The sequence below is a fragment of the Bradyrhizobium sp. UFLA03-84 genome (assembly GCF_002289535.1).
GTDB classification, from domain to species: Bacteria; Pseudomonadota; Alphaproteobacteria; order Rhizobiales; family Xanthobacteraceae; genus Bradyrhizobium; species Bradyrhizobium viridifuturi.
In genome coordinates, this window is the sequence record NZ_NSJY01000008.1 from 115,817 (window position 1) to 131,381 (window position 15,565).

General features: G+C 65.5%; 12 protein-coding genes. 1 reads left to right on the forward strand and 11 read right to left on the reverse strand.

Annotation, left to right across the window (positions count from 1 at the left end; all coding sequences use genetic code 11):
• Positions 1-143: 143 nt before the first annotated feature.
• From CK489_RS10135 to CK489_RS10160, 6 genes are all read right to left on the reverse strand, one after another.
• On the reverse strand, positions 144-1,208 hold the full coding sequence (locus tag CK489_RS10135; RefSeq protein WP_095732204.1) for a substrate-binding domain-containing protein: 1,065 nt from the start codon (positions 1,206-1,208) through the stop codon (positions 144-146).
• A gap of 23 nt (positions 1,209-1,231) precedes the next feature.
• A complete protein-coding gene (locus tag CK489_RS10140) occupies positions 1,232-2,284 on the reverse strand; it encodes an ABC transporter ATP-binding protein (RefSeq protein ID WP_245350309.1) in 1,053 nt (350 codons plus the stop codon).
• A 258-nt stretch (positions 2,285-2,542) separates the two neighbouring features.
• Positions 2,543-3,727, reverse strand: coding sequence for a pyridoxal-phosphate-dependent aminotransferase family protein (locus CK489_RS10145; protein WP_050632019.1), 1,185 nt, complete (start codon positions 3,725-3,727; stop codon positions 2,543-2,545).
• A gap of 133 nt (positions 3,728-3,860) precedes the next feature.
• Positions 3,861-4,691: an LssY C-terminal domain-containing protein gene (locus tag CK489_RS10150; RefSeq protein ID WP_050632018.1), complete on the reverse strand. Its 831-nt coding sequence runs from the start codon at positions 4,689-4,691 to the stop codon at positions 3,861-3,863.
• A gap of 31 nt (positions 4,692-4,722) precedes the next feature.
• Positions 4,723-5,448 carry a thermonuclease family protein gene (locus tag CK489_RS10155; RefSeq protein ID WP_050632024.1) on the reverse strand — a complete coding sequence of 242 codons (726 nt, stop codon included), beginning with the start codon at positions 5,446-5,448 and terminating at the stop codon, positions 4,723-4,725.
• A gap of 256 nt (positions 5,449-5,704) precedes the next feature.
• Positions 5,705-7,432 (reverse strand): hypothetical protein, encoded by a 1,728-nt coding sequence (locus CK489_RS10160; protein ID WP_095732206.1) that lies wholly within the window; start codon positions 7,430-7,432, stop codon positions 5,705-5,707.
• Between the two features lie 359 nt (positions 7,433-7,791).
• Between CK489_RS10160 and CK489_RS10165 the strand changes: the two genes are divergently transcribed.
• Positions 7,792-8,643 carry a caspase family protein gene (locus tag CK489_RS10165; RefSeq protein ID WP_050631093.1) on the forward strand — a complete coding sequence of 284 codons (852 nt, stop codon included), beginning with the start codon at positions 7,792-7,794 and terminating at the stop codon, positions 8,641-8,643.
• A 172-nt stretch (positions 8,644-8,815) separates the two neighbouring features.
• Here CK489_RS10165 and CK489_RS10170 read toward each other — a convergent pair whose 3' ends face one another.
• From CK489_RS10170 to CK489_RS10190, 5 genes are all read right to left on the reverse strand, one after another.
• Positions 8,816-9,736 (reverse strand): efflux RND transporter periplasmic adaptor subunit, encoded by a 921-nt coding sequence (locus CK489_RS10170; protein WP_245350306.1) that lies wholly within the window; start codon positions 9,734-9,736, stop codon positions 8,816-8,818.
• Positions 9,737-9,743: 7 nt separating this feature from the next.
• A complete protein-coding gene (locus tag CK489_RS10175) occupies positions 9,744-10,640 on the reverse strand; it encodes an alpha/beta fold hydrolase (RefSeq protein WP_095732208.1) in 897 nt (298 codons plus the stop codon).
• Positions 10,641-12,042: 1,402 nt separating this feature from the next.
• Complete coding sequence (locus CK489_RS10180) at positions 12,043-12,297, reverse strand: hypothetical protein (protein WP_502694113.1); 255 nt, start codon at positions 12,295-12,297, stop codon at positions 12,043-12,045.
• 175 nt (positions 12,298-12,472) lie between these two features.
• Positions 12,473-12,682, reverse strand: coding sequence for a cold-shock protein (locus CK489_RS10185; RefSeq protein ID WP_021078030.1), 210 nt, complete (start codon positions 12,680-12,682; stop codon positions 12,473-12,475).
• 179 nt (positions 12,683-12,861) lie between these two features.
• Positions 12,862-15,297, reverse strand: coding sequence for an adenylate/guanylate cyclase domain-containing protein (locus tag CK489_RS10190; RefSeq protein ID WP_095732209.1), 2,436 nt, complete (start codon positions 15,295-15,297; stop codon positions 12,862-12,864).
• Positions 15,298-15,565: the final 268 nt, after the last annotated feature.

The window sequence follows — 15,565 nt, forward strand, 5'->3', positions numbered from 1 at the left end:
GTGCGCAATTGTGCACCTGGGGGCATCGCGGAGCGATGAGCCCGGAATCCATCCCGCCATAGTCAATGCGGCTCGATGGATTCCGGGCTCGCGCTGCGCGCGCCCCGGAATGACGGTGGTGGATATGGCGCCTTGTCGCATCCTCACACCCGAAACAGCCGCGCATAGCGCGTCTTGATCTCTTCGGTCATTGCTTCCACTCCCGCCGGATCTTCCTTCATCAGCTTGATGTCGGCGAGCTTGCGCCGGCCGGCCTTGGGTTGCACCTGAGCGTGCACCGAATATTGCCCGGTGAAGTCGACGAAGAACTGCTGGGTCTCGCGGGTGTGCAGCCAGGCCTGGAACAGCTTTGCGGCGTTCGGATGCGGCGCTGTGGCGAAGATGCCGGTCGGACCGGAGATCGTCGGCGTGCCCTCGGTCGGATAGACCGACTCGACCGGCTGTCCGGCTTCCTTCAACAGCACGATGCCGTATTCATTGCCGTCGGCCATCACGGCGCGCTCGCCCAGCGACAGCTTCTTCGGCGGATCGGTCGAGGACTGCACCTGCATCACGCGCTGCTTGGAGAGTTTCTCTAGATACGGCCAGCCGAGCTCGCGCACGATCTGGAACGTGGTGGTCATGATGGTGCCGCTATAGGCTGGATGGCCCTTCACCATCTTGCCGATCCACTTCGGATCGAGCAGGTCGGCAAAGCTCTTCGGCGCGTCTTCGGCCTTCACTAGATTGGTGTTGTAGGCGATCGACGACAGCCACAGCCGCGTGGTCACGGCCATGCCGTCGGGATCGCGGTAATTGTCGGGAAAGTGCTTCGCGACGTCCTCGGGCACGAACGGCATCAGCCAGCCGCTCTTCTTCCAGGGAATGAAATGCGAGGCGTCGGCGCTGTTGACGACGTCGGCGGCGTGAATGTTGGAATCGAATTCCTGCGCCACGCGCTGGAACAGCCGCTCCGAACCGGAGCGCTCGATCTGCACCGTGATCCCGGGATAGGCGGCCTCGAACGCCTTGCCGAGCTTTTCGCCGACCGGCAGGTCCATCGACGAATAGAACACGAGCTTGCCTTCTTTGGTCGCGGCCGCGACGAGGTCGGGCGTGATCGTGACCGGCTCGGGTGCCGCGGCGTTCACAGGTGAAGCGAACACCGTGCCGGCGGCAAGCGCAGCTGAGCCTTTCAGGACATCGCGTCTGGAAATTGCCGTCCGCATCGCGTCCCTCCGTTTCTTGTTATTTATCGGCTGAGCGCCCGGCAGCGCTCGGGCGGCAAGGTCAGCCAGACTTCGCTGCCTTTCTCGACTGCGGTCTCCGTCGGCGTGGTCACCCGCAGCGAGGTGCCGTCTGATGTTTCCACCATGTAGTCGCGGTTCATGCCGAGATAGACCTGTCGCGTCACGACGGCTTTGAGCGTGTTTGGCGCGGCGGCGGGCGGCCGTGTCGAGAGCAGGATCTCATGCTGGCGGATCGCGACCGGTGCGTTTTGGCCGCTCGTGAGCCTGGCACCGACCACTTCCAATGTCGCGCCGGCGAACTCGACATGCGATGCATCACGCGCGGTGCCCTTGATAACATTCGCTGCGCCGATGAAGCGCGCGACGAATTCGGATTCCGGTCGTGCGTAGATGTCCTCAGGCGTGCCGAGCTGGTCGATCTTGCCGGCGTTCATCACAGCGATCAGATCGGCGGTCGTCATCGCCTCGGACTGATCGTGGGTGACATAGACCGTGGTGTAGCGATATTCGTCGTGCAGGCGGCGGATCTCGAACCGCATCTCCTCGCGCAGATTGGCGTCGAGGTTGGACAAGGGCTCGTCGAGGAGCAGCGTTTCGGGCCCGACGATCAGCGCACGCGCCAGCGCGACGCGCTGCTGCTGGCCGCCGGATAGCTCGCCCGGATAGCGCTGTGCCAGCGGTTCCAGCTTGGTGGTCGCCAGGATCGCGGCGAGCTTTTTCGCAATCGTGTCGCGGTCCATTTTGCGCAAGCGCAGCCCATAGACGATGTTCTCTGCAACCGTCATATGCGGCCACAGCGCGTAGCTCTGGAAGATCATCGACATGTTGCGCTGCTCGGGCGGCAGCGTGCGCGCCTTCGACGACACCACGCGGTCGCCGACCCGGATCTCGCCGTCGGACGGCTCGAGGAAGCCTGCGATCAGCCGCAGCGTCGTGGTCTTGCCGCAGCCGGACGGCCCGAGCAGACAGACCAACCGGCCGTGATCGATCATGAGGGAGACGTCATCAACCGCGACAAACGATCCAAACCGCTTGACCAGGCTGCGTAGTTCCACCGATGCCAAGCGATCCCTCCATGTTGTTATGTCGCAGGGATCAGGGCCCGGCTGTTGCCGGCAGTAAAGCGGAAAATGATGACGACGAAAAGTGTTGGTGCCTTAGCAATGCGTTGCATGCACGGCCTCCCGCCGTCCTTGTGAGCGCATCATTCACCAGCGACGCCAAACACTCAGTGTCGTCCCGGCTTTCGCCGGGACGACAGCGGAGCGTGTGGTCTCGCCCGTGCCTCAGGATGACGGCTGCCTGCGCTCGTCCTACGCCTTCACGTTCTCGCCGAGCCATTGGATGGCGGCGTCGGCGCCGGCCTTGCCGTGCGGAATCCCCAGCGCGGTCAGCGCGACCTCGACGACGCCGAGCGTGCCAAGGATCATCGGCGCGTTGACGTGGCCCATATGCGCGATGCGGAAGGCCTGGCCCTGCAAATCACCGATGCCGGTCCCGAGCACGACGCCGCATTTCTCCTTGGCATAGCGCTGGATCGCGGCGGGATCGGCGCCCTTGACGGTCACGGTCGTCACCGTGTTGGACCGCTCATTGGGCTCGGCGATGTTGAAGCCGAGCACCTGTCCCTCCGCCCAGACCGCGACTGCGCGGCGCACCGCCTCGCCGAGCAGCCGGTGCCGTTCGAAGGCGTTCTGCAGGCCTTCGGCGTGCAGCATGTTGATCGCCTCGCGCAGCGCGAACAGCAGGTGCACCGGCGCGGTGCCGGCATATTTGCGGTAGTGCTCGCTTCCTTCGCGCTCGGTCCAGTCCCAATAGGGCGTGCGCAGATCGGCCTTCTTGTGGGCGTCCCAGGCGCGATCGCTGGCGGCGACGAAGCCGAGGCCGGGCGGCGTCATCAGGCCCTTCTGCGAGCCGGACATCGCGACGTCGACATACCATTTGTCCATTTCGAACGGCATGCAGCCGAGCGAGGCCACGGTATCGACCATGAACAGCGCGGGGTGGCCGGCCGCCTTGATCGCCCTGCCGATCGCCTCGATGTCGTTCACCGCACCGGAGGCGGTGTCGATCTGCACCGCGAGGATTGCCTTGATCTTGTGTTCCTTGTCGCGCTTGAGCCGCTCCTCGACCTCGGCCGGGCGGATCGCGCGGCGCCAGTCGCCCTTCAGCACCTCGACCTCGGCGCCCATCGCGGCAGCCGCCATGCCCCAGCCGATCGCGAAGCGCCCGCTCTCCAGCACCAGCACCTTGTCGCCGCGCGACAGCACGTTGGAGAGCGTCGCCTCCCAGGCGCCGTGGCCGTTGGAGATGTAGATGTAGGATTTGCCCGCGGTGGCGAACAGGTTCGAGAGATCGCGCAGCAGGCTCTCGGTCAGTTCGACCATCTCGCTGGAGTAGATGTCGAGCGCCGGGCGATGCATCGCCTGCAGCACCTGATCAGGCATCGTGGTGGGCCCGGGGATGGCCAGAAATTCCCGGCCCGCGCGAACGGTCATCGTCCTGTTCCTTTTGGGTAAAGCAACGCAAATCATGCGTGTGAGGGGTCAAGCGGGGAGAGTATTCCATCGCAGGGCGGATTGCGAGCCGGGCGAAGCAATCCAGCGTTTCCAAAACCGCGGGACACGCGCCCTATTTGCCGATCGATTCGACCACCGCGCGCCAGATCTGGTCCTTGAATTCGGTCGCGGCGGGGCTCGGGATTTGCGCGACGGTGCCGTGGTTCTTGTTGCAGGCCTCGACCAGCCGCAGCACCCAGATCTCGCCGTCGGTGTAGTAGAGATCGCCGCCGCCATTGTGCCCGTCGAAGGTCGGACCGATGCCCGTGACCTGGTATTTCGCGGTGACCATGCCGGCGGATTCGAGATCGGTGGCGAGCAACGCGCGTTCGGCGTCGAGGTCGGCCGCGATATGGTGCGTCACGGCGCCGGTGTAATGGCTGACGCCGACGCTGCGGTCGAGCGTCGCGGCGCCGAGCCATACCGGGCGCTTCTCCTGCCCCTGATCGAGCACCCGCCAGAACCGGACATGGTTGCGGCGATCGGCGCTCGACCCGACCGGCCGCTCGAAGGCGAGGTCTTCGCGGCGGCCGAGATAGAACAGGTTGCTCACCGGCGCATCCTTGTAGGGCCGATCCAGCAGCACGGAGCCGACGATTTCGATCGAGGATTTCAGTGTGACCGGATCGGCGGGAAACCAGCCGGCCTCGTGCATCGCGCAGACCACGTCCTTGGTGTCGCCAATCAGCCCGACATTCATGGGGTCGCCGGGAATGCCCTGCGCGGTACGGGTCACCATGGGCAGGTTGGCGAGGCCCTTCTGGTGCTCATAATGCGTCCACAGTGCCGGCAGCGCCAGATAGGCCCCGATCAGGTAGATCGCCAGCACGAACAGCAGCAGCTGCAGATAGCGCAGGCGCTTGCGACGGCGCACCGCATGCGGAATGGTCTCGACATCGGTCACGGCACACGCTTCCGAATCAGGGCGTCGCGCCTCAGCGCCGCGTCTCACGGCAGCCGGCGGCTTCGGCTTCCTCGACCGAGCAGAACCAGCGCGTGCCCTTGCTGATCTTCATTTCGATCTTAGCGTACCAGCGGCTGGTCGGCTGGTGGAAAATGCATTCGCCGGAGCGGTTGACGTTGCCCTTAATGGTGCAGTCGGGCGACGGCGCGACCGGCCCGGAGGCCGAGGCCAGCAGGATCGCATTGGCGCCTTCCGGCGGCTTCACCGCGCCGAGCACGGTGGTCTTCTTGTTGCGCACGCGCCAGTCCCACGGCGCGATGAATGCGCCTTGCCACATCCCCGCCTTGGCCTCACGCGCCGCCTTCTCGTCCGGCTCGTAGTCGTGCGAGATGCGGGTGAAGGCCAGCGCCCAGCCATTGCTGACCATCCATTTCTGGATGTCCTCGCCGTCGACCTCGCAGCGCGCGATGGTGCGGCCGCGGCGATCGACCGAGCGGGCGTGACAGGTCCAGCTCTTGTTGCCGGCATGCTTGATCAGCTCGTCGCGCGCGGCGACGCCGCAGGTCCAGCGCTCGCCCTTGGTGTTGAGGCAGAGCTGGTCGGTCGACGGCGCGTCGATGCCGCCCAGCCGGATCTTGACGCTGCCGATCATCAGCTGGTCGCCGTCGCGGATCTTCGGCACGCCGGTGATGTCGGCAGCCATTGCCAAGGTCGGCAGCGACAGCAGCAGGCCAGCAGTGAGCAGCGTCTTGAACATCGGCATTCCCGGCCAGGTTCTTTTCGTTCAAAGGGCTTTCGGCGTTCCGTGCCCAAGGATTGTGCGGGCAATTGGGCAACCGTGCCAGTGGTCGAGTGTTTCCGCCAGTTTCAACTTCGCGTCATCCGGCGATGAATGAGCCATTCGTCTCTCGAAGTCTCGTAGCCCGTAGGATGGGTAGAGCGCAGCGAAACCCATCAATCCTGTCCGCGTGGTGAGATGATGGATTTCGCTGCGCTCTACCCATCCTGCACGGCTACACCACCGCCATTCGCTTCCTGGCCAGCGCCAGCGCCATCAGCACGAACGCCGACGTCACCTCGGGGCCGCCGACCAGGATCCGCGTCGGCGTCTTCATCTTGTTCCACTCATAGGCCCTGTAGGGCCCCTTGCGGCCGCCCTCGCCGAGGCCCTGCACGATGCAATGCAGCGCCGGCGTGAAGGTGGAAACCTCGGCGCCAAGATGCGCCAGCGCCATCAGCGCCAGCGCGGCATCGAACGGGTTCATCTCATGGGTGATCAGCTCGCCCTGCACATAGCCGAGCACGCGGGCGCGGATCAGCGCGAACACGTTGCCGGGATCGATCACGCGCTGCGCTGCCAGCGGCAGCGCGATGAACGCGGCGTAGCAGCGGCCGAAATAAGCCGAATAGAGCTCGGGCAGGTAATAGATGTGCGAGCGCGGATTTTTGAACGCGCCGCTTTCGACCAGCCGCTTCTGGAAGGCGATGATGCGATGCAGCGTCTCCAGCCGCTGCGGCGTCTCGATGATCTGCCAGCGGGCGAGATTGCGGAACGAGACCTCGAGGATGTCGAGGTTCAGCGTCGGATCGAGGTCGTTGCCGTAGGGCCGCTCGCCCTCGAGATTGTCGATCCAGGTGACGACGCCGCCCTCATAGTCGATGTTGTCGTTGAGCGGCACGGTGACAACAGGCTCGTTGGCGCCCGCGCGCACCTGGTAGCCACGATAGAAATCCAGCAGCGGCTGCGTGAGGATCGGATCATCGGAGCCGGCCTGCGTCGCGGCCGAGAACGAGCACGCCGTGGTGTCGCAGTCGGGCACGTAGATGCCGAAGCCGAGGTCCTGCTTGATCTGGGCGAAGAAGCGCGAGAAGCGCGGATGTCGCCCCGGCGCCAGCGCCGTGATCACCCGCACATTGGAGCCGTCATGCGATGGCACGTCCTCGGCGCTGGTCTTCAGGCAGAAGTCCACCATGTCGGCGATCGCGCGCCGCGCCGCGCCGGCCTGATCCGGTGACGCCAGCCCGCTCTCGACAAAGCCGAGGAGCGCCTCGGTGAAGAACGCGTCGTAATAGGCCGAGCGGTGGCGGATCTGCACCGGCTCCCACATCGGCTCGGCGATGCCGCGCCATGGCGGGTTGATCAGCACACGCGCCGGCGAATGCGCGATGAAGATCCGCGCCAAGCCGAACAGCAAGGTCGAATTCTTGTAGCCACGCGCGTTCAGCCCGGTCAGCGCCATCAGCAGCTCGCGCCCGCCGATGTCGGCGTCGCCGATCAGGTTGAACGCGGCATAGGTCGGGATGAAGCCGTTGCTGCGGAAAGAACCGAGCAGATGCGTGCCGGTCTTGCGGATAACGCGGTCAAGCTCGGCGATCTCGGGCGGGCGCGCCGGCGCGGCTGCGGCCGGCGGGGCGGGGTGGCGCACGCCGATGCCATCCATCAGGTCGGCGACGGGGGCGCCGACCGCGGCCCAGTCTGGCGCCTCGGCGTCGCGCGCCTGGATCAGCGCCGCGCGCAGGCCGGCGAGGCGGTCGGGGTCGCGCAGCGCGGGCAGGCCGGTGCGGCGGAGCAGCGCGCGCAGCGGCGGATTGCCGAGCGCGGTCCGGTAGAACTTTCCGAGATGGGGATCGCCGCCGCGATAGGCCTGCAATACGGGGTCGCAGACGTCGTAAAGCGACGGGCCGTCCTTCTTGGCGGTCAGCGACCGGCACACGGCCCCGGCGATCTCGTGAAGGCTCATGAATCCCTTTCTCAAGGAACCGGTTAACGCCGCAGCCCCGGCGGTGTTTCCCCCGGTCCTCCCCCAAACGCGCAAGCCTTTGGAAAGCTACATGAATCCGTACAAAATACAAATGTGATCAAGATCACGTAACGGGATTTTAACGGCGTCAATGGCCTGTGCCGGGCGGCAGCATGCAGCAAATCGGGTTGCCCCGGCCTGCCGTCCGGGTTAAGGGAGTGTTTGTTGCGGCGCCGCAAATTGAGATCAATCAACGGCACACACAGCTCAACCCCATTAAACCTGACCGCTTCTGACGCGACTAACTGGCGCGATTTTGTTCGAGCGCCTTCGGGACAAGGATTGGGACTAGGAACGCTATGAACCTTAGGCAGCTTCAACTTTCCCGTCGCACCATCGCCGTCTGCGTGGCGGTGGCCGGCACGGTGTCGCTGGCGATCGGTGCCCATGCCGCGCTCAACAAGCGCACGCTCGATGTCGCCAAGGAACCCGCGGGGGCTGTCGCCGTCGGCAGCACCGGCAGCATTGCGGCCGGCGCCTCCCGTCTCGCACTGATCATCGGCAACGGCCATTACCCGGACGCATCAGCGCCGCTGGCCCAGCCGATCAACGATGCCCGCACGCTGTCGTCAGCGCTGCGCCACGAGGGTTTTGACGTCGACGTGGTCGAGGATGCGACCAAGGACGACATGTTCCGCGCGGTCGAGCGCATGAAGGCCAAGATCCGCCCCGACACCGTCGTGATGCTGTTCTTCGGCGGCTATGGCGTGCAGGTCGGCCGTGAAAGCTACATGATCCCGGTCGATGCCACGATCTGGAAGGAAGCCGACGTCAAGCGCACCGGCGTCAGCGTCGAGTCCGTGCTCGATGCGATGAAGGAGCGCGGTGCCAAGGCCAAGCTCGTGGTGCTCGATGCGTCGCGTCGCAATCCCTATGAGCGCCGCTTCCGCGCCTTCTCGCACGGCCTCGCCCCGATCAGCCCGCCGGAGAACACCATCGTGCTGAGCTCGACGACGCCGGGCAAGGTCGCCGATGACTCCAAGGGCGCCAACAGCGTCCTGGTCTCGGAACTGATCAACAATCTCAACGCCCAGGCCGGCGCAGAGACCGCCTTCAACAAGACCCGCGTCGCGATCTCGCGCGCGAGCGAAGGCGAGCAGGTGCCGAGCGTGTCGTCCTCGCTGCTGGAAGACATCAAGCTCGGCGGCTGAGGCCGAGCTCTTTCCCACGTCGTCCCCGCGAAAGCAGGGACCGATAACCACAGGGCGGCGTTGTTGAAGCGCGCGCTGTGGCCACAGCTCGTCAAGACAATTCACATTGGTGGTTATGGGTCCCGGGTCGCGTTTCGCCTGTCCGGGACGACACCGTTTATCCGGTGCCCACTCACTTAGCGTCGGCGCTCGCCCCCACCGGGCGCACCGGATCGCCCTCGCGCAGCAGCGCGCCGGCGCGGGCGACGACGATGTCGCCCTCCTGGATGCCGTCGCGGATCTCGACCTGGCCGGCCGACATCAATCCCGTCTCCACCCGCCGCGTCTCGACGCGGCCGCCGCGCACCACCTGCACCACGGTGCCGGCGGTGGAATAGAGGATCGCGGTCAGCGGCACAGCGACGCCGCAGCTCTGCCCGGTCTTGATCTGCGCGCGGCCGGACGAATTCACCAGCAGCCGCTTGTTGCCGCCGATCCCGACGAACACCTGGCCGAGCTGGCTGTTCGGCTCGATGGTTGGCGCGATCAACCGCACCTTGCCGTCCATCTCGCCGGCACCGATGATCTTCAGCTTTGCGCTCTGTTCGTTCTTCAGCTTGGCGATGTCGCGGGTCGGCACCATGCCGACCAGGTCGTATTCGCTCTTGGCGATGATCGAGAACAGCGCGTCCTTGCCGGAGGCCGGCGCGCCGACAATCGCCGATGACGCCGAGATCGTGCCGGCCACCGGCGCGGTGAGGTTGATCGAGTTCGCGCCGTCGGTCAGCCGCGCCAGCACCTGGCCCGCGGTGACGGTGTCGCCGGGATCGGCCTTCACCTCCGCGACCTTCAAGCCGAACCGGTCGGGCCGCACCTGCTGCTCGTCGCGCGGCAGCACGATGCCCGAGACCTCGACGATATTGCCGAAGCAGTATTTCGAGGCCTTCAGCACCGTCACCGCCGCGCCCTTCGGCACGGCGTCGGCCTCGCCCGCGGCGGACGCGGGAGTGGCCGCGAGCACAAACAGCGCGGAGGCGGCCACGGCTAAAGCGCGGTGTCCGTAGGATGGGTAGAGCGAAGCGAAACCCATCAATCGCTGGAGCCGCAAACTCATCTGCAAACTATTCCCAAAATGAGGGCCTTCTCATTACCAGATGCGGCCTCGCCGAACCAGCCGGCTGCGCCGTCTCTGTCGCGCCGGCATCGCCTGCCAGCGCGAGCTTCGCCAGCTCCTCGGCGCGCCAGATGTGCCGCAGGATCTCCGGATTGACCCGCTCGGCATGGGTCACCGGCAGCATGTGGCCGGCGGCCGGCAGATGCCGCAGCTCGGCGCCATCAATGATCGCGGCGAGCTTGGCGACGATGCGCTGCGTCACATAGGGCGACAGCCCGCCCGACATCAACAGCGTCGGCACCTTCAGCGCGGACGCGGCCGCCGCCACGCCGTGGAGATCGAGCGCGGCGTTGAAATCGTACGGCAGCTTGTCGGCCTGCTCGATCATCCGCAGCCGCCCGCTCGGCGAGAACTGCTCGCGCGGGCCGGAGCCGGCCCAGAACGCGGTGAACGCCTCCACCGCCTCCAGCACCGCGCCGTCGAAAATATCCTGCGACACCACCTGCGCGATCCCTGCGAAGCGCTCGTACAGCCGCGCGTCGGCGGGCGTGTCGCGCAGCAATGTCGGCAGCACCGGCTCGATCAATGTCAGGCTGCGAACGCGCGACGCATAGGCCGACGCGGTCGCCAGCCGAAACGCGATCGCTCCGCCATAGGAATGCCCGATCAGATGGATCGGTCCGGTGGCCTTGGCGAGCCAGGGCTCGAGCCGCGCGATCTCGCCATCCAGCGTCCGCGGCCAGTCGCGCCCGCAGGCCGCCACGCCATAACCGGAAATATCCGGCGCCAGAAACCTGTCGCCGCCGAGCGCGGCCGCAAGCTTGGTCCATTGCCGTCCCGACCCCAGCGAGCAGTGCAGCGCCACCACCGACGCCGCAGCCGGCGTCCCGTCGAATCCCGTCATCAGACCATCCTGCTTGTTCTTGTTGTCGTGCAGGCGCGCGTTCGCACGCGCCCGTCATGACGCGAGCGAGGCGGGGGACGGGTTATTCCTGCGAGGGGTGGAGGTGGTCGGGATCGTGACTGCGGAGGGGGTGGGGGTAACCGGATGGTGATGGGCTATGGGATTTGGTTCAGAATAGGCCCACAAGGCGCCAACTTGGAGATCGGGATTACCGGCGTTCAGGTCGGCACGGAGCGTCGGCCTAAGGCCCTCGGTCTTGTCACTTGGCGCGAAACTGAGGGCGCAAAGCGTACTAATACTTCCCAAGCTCTGGCTCTACCCCTCGATTCGTCTTCGTCCGGTGCGCGAATGCCTTATGAGTAGCCGAATCGGATGACGATCACCATAAGAGTGATAAAGACCTGCGGGCCTTACCATGGCGCTTACCAGCGCGTCGGCATTCACGACATGTGGGCGTTATCCCCATGATATTCCGCGCGAATTGACTGACAACCTCCTGGGCGCTGCGGTATGTTCATTCTCCAACTGACGTAGATTGGCGACCGAAATGCGAAAGGCTGTTGTCCGGCAACGGGTGGAGCGCTCAAGTACGAAAGGACTAACCACGGGGGCGCTGTTTTGTGGGATAGGTTGTCCGGCATCTTTGATTCGCCATTCCCTGACGTGCACGAGGCGTTGCGTGTGGCACAATAGCATGTGCTTGCTTTGTGCGCTTAACATGTTTTGATTTCCAGAAAAATACTTGACGTCCTCGCCCCCAACTCACCTGTACAACGTCCTCCATCCCGCCCGGCAAGAGGGGCGTATCGCGATCGTCACGAACGTGCGGCGGGATGCGGTGGACGCTGGCGGCGCGAACGACGACGCGCGCTGATCGGCGGACGGTGAAGTCGTGTGGTCCTGACGCCCTGATGGCAGGTGTCTCTCGAATTGCGCGGTGCGCGTTGCGGAGACGGTGACAACCAAGCCAAGTCTCGCCGGGGAGAGCACGAAGTAAGCCGTAACCCATCGCGCAGGGAAAGCCGGATTGCTCCGGTTACACCTGTGGTCCTACCCCCGAGCTTTCGACCCTTTGCTCGGGGCCCATGGGTGCGATCGGCACCCGGCTTTCCCTGCGCCCTCTCCTGGGTGGTTGATCGCATGACTCGGGCGCGGTGCGCCGCGAGGATGCTGGCGCGTATCCCTCCCTTGGCTGTTTGACAGTTGTATCAGGATCGGGACCGCATATTCGGTGTCGTCCTGGCGCAGGCCAGGACCCATTATCCCGAATGGTGGTTGTGGCGCGTGGCTGGGGCCACGATCCTTCTCATCACGGATAGCGGTGGTTATGGGTCCTGGCTTTCGCCAGGACGACGTGGGGAGAGAGCGCGGGCTTACTTCGCCGCTCGCGCGCGGCAGTCCGTCAGCGCACGATGCGCTTGACGCGTCGTGTGGGCTTTGGCTTGGCGGCCGTCGGCGTTTCCATCTGCGCCGCGGCATCGGCATCGCGGGCTTCGCGGAGCGCGCGCAGGCGCTCCATGTTCTGGCGCACGGCGATTGCCTCGCGCTCGACATCGGCCATGGCGCGGGCGCCTTCTTCGGCCGCAAGCCGCTGGCGTTCGGCGCGCGCGAGGCTGTCGGGGGTAGGAGCAGGCGGCGTTCGGGTGGCCATGGTCATCCTTGCTTCAAATACGCCAAGGCCCGCCCAACCTGTGCAGATCGAGCGGGCCTGGCAGTCACTCCGGTACATCCGTGGAATGACGCTGCGGCATGAGCTGAGCATCATCAGGAAAGCCTGAATCGGCTTTCCTTTGCGACCAGTGCGAAGCATCGGGTCGCAGACGAATGCGAACTCAGGCCAGCTGAAGATTCTCGGCGCTGGTCTTGCCACGCATCTTGTCGGTCTTCAGCTCGAACGACACCTTCTGGCCTTCGGCGAGGCCCGACAGACCGGCGCGCTCGACGGCGCTGATGTGAACGAACACATCCTTGCTGCCGTCATCCGGCTGAATGAAACCAAAGCCCTTCTGGCCGTTGAACCACTTCACAGTACCTGTTGCCATATCTCTTCTCCAAAGCAGACATTTCGCGTGATGGACGCGTCACCAATTCAACTGGCGATGTCTTTGGAGGAAGGCCGATGGGACCATTCAACAAGGCGCAACGGCTAATCGAACAGTGGTAATATATACCCGTTTGGCGCGAAAACAAGCCGGGCGCGGGACCGGTTCCGTGACGCGCCTCACTCCGCCGCAGCTTCCGCTGATGGCTCGCCTTTCCAGCTGAGAATCTCCGCAGCCAGGATCGGGTGGTTGAAGCCCTTGACGACGAGGTCGTCGATGGCGCGGCCTTCGACGAAAGCCTCGACCATGCCGTAGACGCGGCGGCTGACCACGATCTGGTTGGGCTTGGCTTCGCCGCACAGGCGGGAAGCGAGGTTGGTGACGCTGCCGATCGCGGCATATTCCAGCCGCTGCTCGAAGCCGACCTGGCCGAGCGTCGCATAGCCGAGCGCAATGCCGATGCCGAAGCCAAGACTATGGCCGCGGTTGCGCCACTTCTCGGTCAGCGGGCCGACCGTATCGCGCATCTCCACCGCCATCCGCACGGCGCGTGCGGTGTGGTCGGCGAGCTGGATCGGCGCGTTGAACAGGATCATCACGCCGTCGCCGGCATATTTGTCGAGCGTGCCTTCATATTTGAAGATCAGCTGGCCGAGCGCCGCGTGATATTCGCGCAGCACGTTCATCGCCTCTTCCGGCTCGGTCGCCTCGGTGAAGGCGGTAAAGCCGCGCAGGTCGCAGAAGACGACCGTGACCTCGCGGCGATGGCTCTCGAGCAGGCCCTCGGGATTATCCGACGAGGCGATCAGCTGCGCCACCTGCGGCGCCAGGAAACGCTCGAGCTTGCGGATGCGTTCGATCTCGCCGAGCTGGGTCTCGACCCGCGCCTCCAGCGACTTGTTCCAATCGGTGAGCTGCTCGGTCTGCTGCTTGAGCTTGTCGGCCTGCTCGCGCACGGTGGAATTGGCCTGTTCCAGCGCGTGGCTCTTCTGGTCGACCTCGGTGAACAACCGCGCATTGCGCATCGCCAGCACGGCCTGGTGCGCGAAGGTCTTCATCAGGCCGATCAAGCCCGCGGGGAAATCGCCGGCCGCCTTGCGCAGCACCACCAGCGAGCCGAGCACGCCCTGCTGGTCGACCAGCGGCACCACCAGCACCGAGTGGAAGCCGGCGCCGACCACGACATCGCGCAGCGGATGCTCCGGCTGGTCGGTAAGATCCGGGAACGCCAGCGGCTCGCCCTTGGCGGCGGCCTCGCCGAGCGGGCTGTTGTCAGCGTCGATCGCGCGATGGTGACCTTCGGCATCGCCGTCGATGCCGATCGATTGCGTCAGGTTGAATGCGCTCCGCGCGGCGTCATAGCCATAGATTAGCACGGCGTCGGCATGGGTGATCTCGAGCGCGCGGGCGGCGACCGTCGGCAGCACGGCGTTGAGGTCGAGCGAGGACGCCACCGCGCGGCCGACCTCCTCCAGCACCTTCAGCTCGTTGATCGACTGCGCAAGGTCGCGGGTCCGTTCCTTCACCTTGGCCTCGAGGTCGGAATAGGTCTCGGCAAGCTGTCCCGCCATGCTGTTGAATTGCCCGGCGAGCTCTTCCAGCTCGTCCGCGGTCTTCACCTCGATGCGATGGCCGAAATCGCCGGCGCCGAGTCGCCGCGCGCCGGTGCGCAGCGCAGTGATCGGTACCAGCATGCGCCGCGCCAGGATGGTGCCGGCGATGATCGCGACCACGAGGCCGAGCGCGATCAGGAGCGCGATGCGCACAAGCTGGTCGCGGATCGGGGAGAGCGCCTGCGAGGTCGGCTGCTCGTAGAACACGTGCCAGCCGAGGTTCGGCGCCGATGTCGCTGTCGTCAGCACCGCGTTGCCGTCGACATCCTTGCCGGAGGTGATCGGCCTGGCGTTGTGCGAGAGCACCGCGGCGACCTGCGGCAGCGCGGCGAGATCCTTGCCGACCTCCGGGCCCTTTGACGAGCTCGCCAGCACGCGGCCCTTGGCGTCGACGACATAGGCATAGGCGGTGCGGCCGACCTGGGAATCGCCGAAATAATCGTTGAGGAAGCGCAGGTCGATCTCGGCCACGGTGACGCCGGCATTGAAGCCGGAATGCTGCTCGCCGATCGACATAAACGGCCGCTCGTCGCGGAAATACGCCGGCGCGTAAGCGGTGCCGCGCTCGACCGCCTCGGTGAAGCGGAGGTCGCGGGAGAGGTCGGCGTTGGAGTTCACCGTGACGGTCTGGCGCGACAGCCGCAACAGCTCGCGGCCCTGGCCGTTGATGAGCGTGAGCTGGTTTACCGCCGGCACTTGGCCGAGCAGCTGGGCATAGTCGGCGCGGCGCAGCTCGATCGTGTTGGAGGAGGCGCGGGTCACCCAGGAGATCTGGCGCTCGAGGTCGGAGAGCGATTGCTCGATGTGCTTGGCGGTGGCGTCCGCCTTCTCGCTCATCGCGTCGGTCAGCGTGCTCTTGATGCCGCGGTAGCTGATCCAGGTCTCGAGCGCGCCGTTGACCGCCAGCACGAACACGACGAGGCCGACCAGCGCGAGGACGTATTTGGCGAACAGGCCGCCGCGCAGGAACCAGTTCTTGCCCTTGTCCGTAGCCCCGTTCATCCAGCCTCGTCCGTCCCCTCCAATCCGTCGGGTGCGCCACTGTATCCCGCGCTGTTTAGCACGGATCGGCAGGGTGGGGCGGCCCCTACCGCCGCATGGTTAGCCGTGTTGGCCTTCGAGATTGGCGTGGGACATCCGGGAATATCAGCGATTGAACAGCTGCCGCAGCACGTCGTTCATCGCCGGGTTGTCGCGCTGCTCGGCAGTGTCGGCGGGCGGGGGGCCAGGCCGCGGCGCCGCGGCCTGCCGCTGTCCCTTATCCACATCT

What these genes read in the sequence shown, in the direction of transcription:
- CK489_RS10185 (WP_021078030.1), bottom strand. Translation starts at nt 12,682, where the DNA reads ATGGCAACAGGTACTGTGAAGTGGTTCAACGGCCAGAAGGGCTTTGGT.
- CK489_RS10175 (WP_095732208.1), bottom strand. Translation starts at nt 10,640, where the DNA reads ATGACGGGATTCGACGGGACGCCGGCTGCGGCGTCGGTGGTGGCGCTG.
- CK489_RS10170 (WP_245350306.1), bottom strand. Translation starts at nt 9,736, where the DNA reads ATGAGTTTGCGGCTCCAGCGATTGATGGGTTTCGCTTCGCTCTACCCA.
- CK489_RS10135 (WP_095732204.1), bottom strand. Translation starts at nt 1,208, where the DNA reads ATGCGGACGGCAATTTCCAGACGCGATGTCCTGAAAGGCTCAGCTGCG.
- CK489_RS10190 (WP_095732209.1), bottom strand. Translation starts at nt 15,297, where the DNA reads ATGAACGGGGCTACGGACAAGGGCAAGAACTGGTTCCTGCGCGGCGGC.
- CK489_RS10160 (WP_095732206.1), bottom strand. Translation starts at nt 7,432, where the DNA reads ATGAGCCTTCACGAGATCGCCGGGGCCGTGTGCCGGTCGCTGACCGCC.
- CK489_RS10180 (WP_502694113.1), bottom strand. Translation starts at nt 12,297, where the DNA reads ATGACCATGGCCACCCGAACGCCGCCTGCTCCTACCCCCGACAGCCTC.
- CK489_RS10155 (WP_050632024.1), bottom strand. Translation starts at nt 5,448, where the DNA reads ATGTTCAAGACGCTGCTCACTGCTGGCCTGCTGCTGTCGCTGCCGACC.
- CK489_RS10145 (WP_050632019.1), bottom strand. Translation starts at nt 3,727, where the DNA reads ATGACCGTTCGCGCGGGCCGGGAATTTCTGGCCATCCCCGGGCCCACC.
- CK489_RS10165 (WP_050631093.1), top strand. Translation starts at nt 7,792, where the DNA reads ATGAACCTTAGGCAGCTTCAACTTTCCCGTCGCACCATCGCCGTCTGC.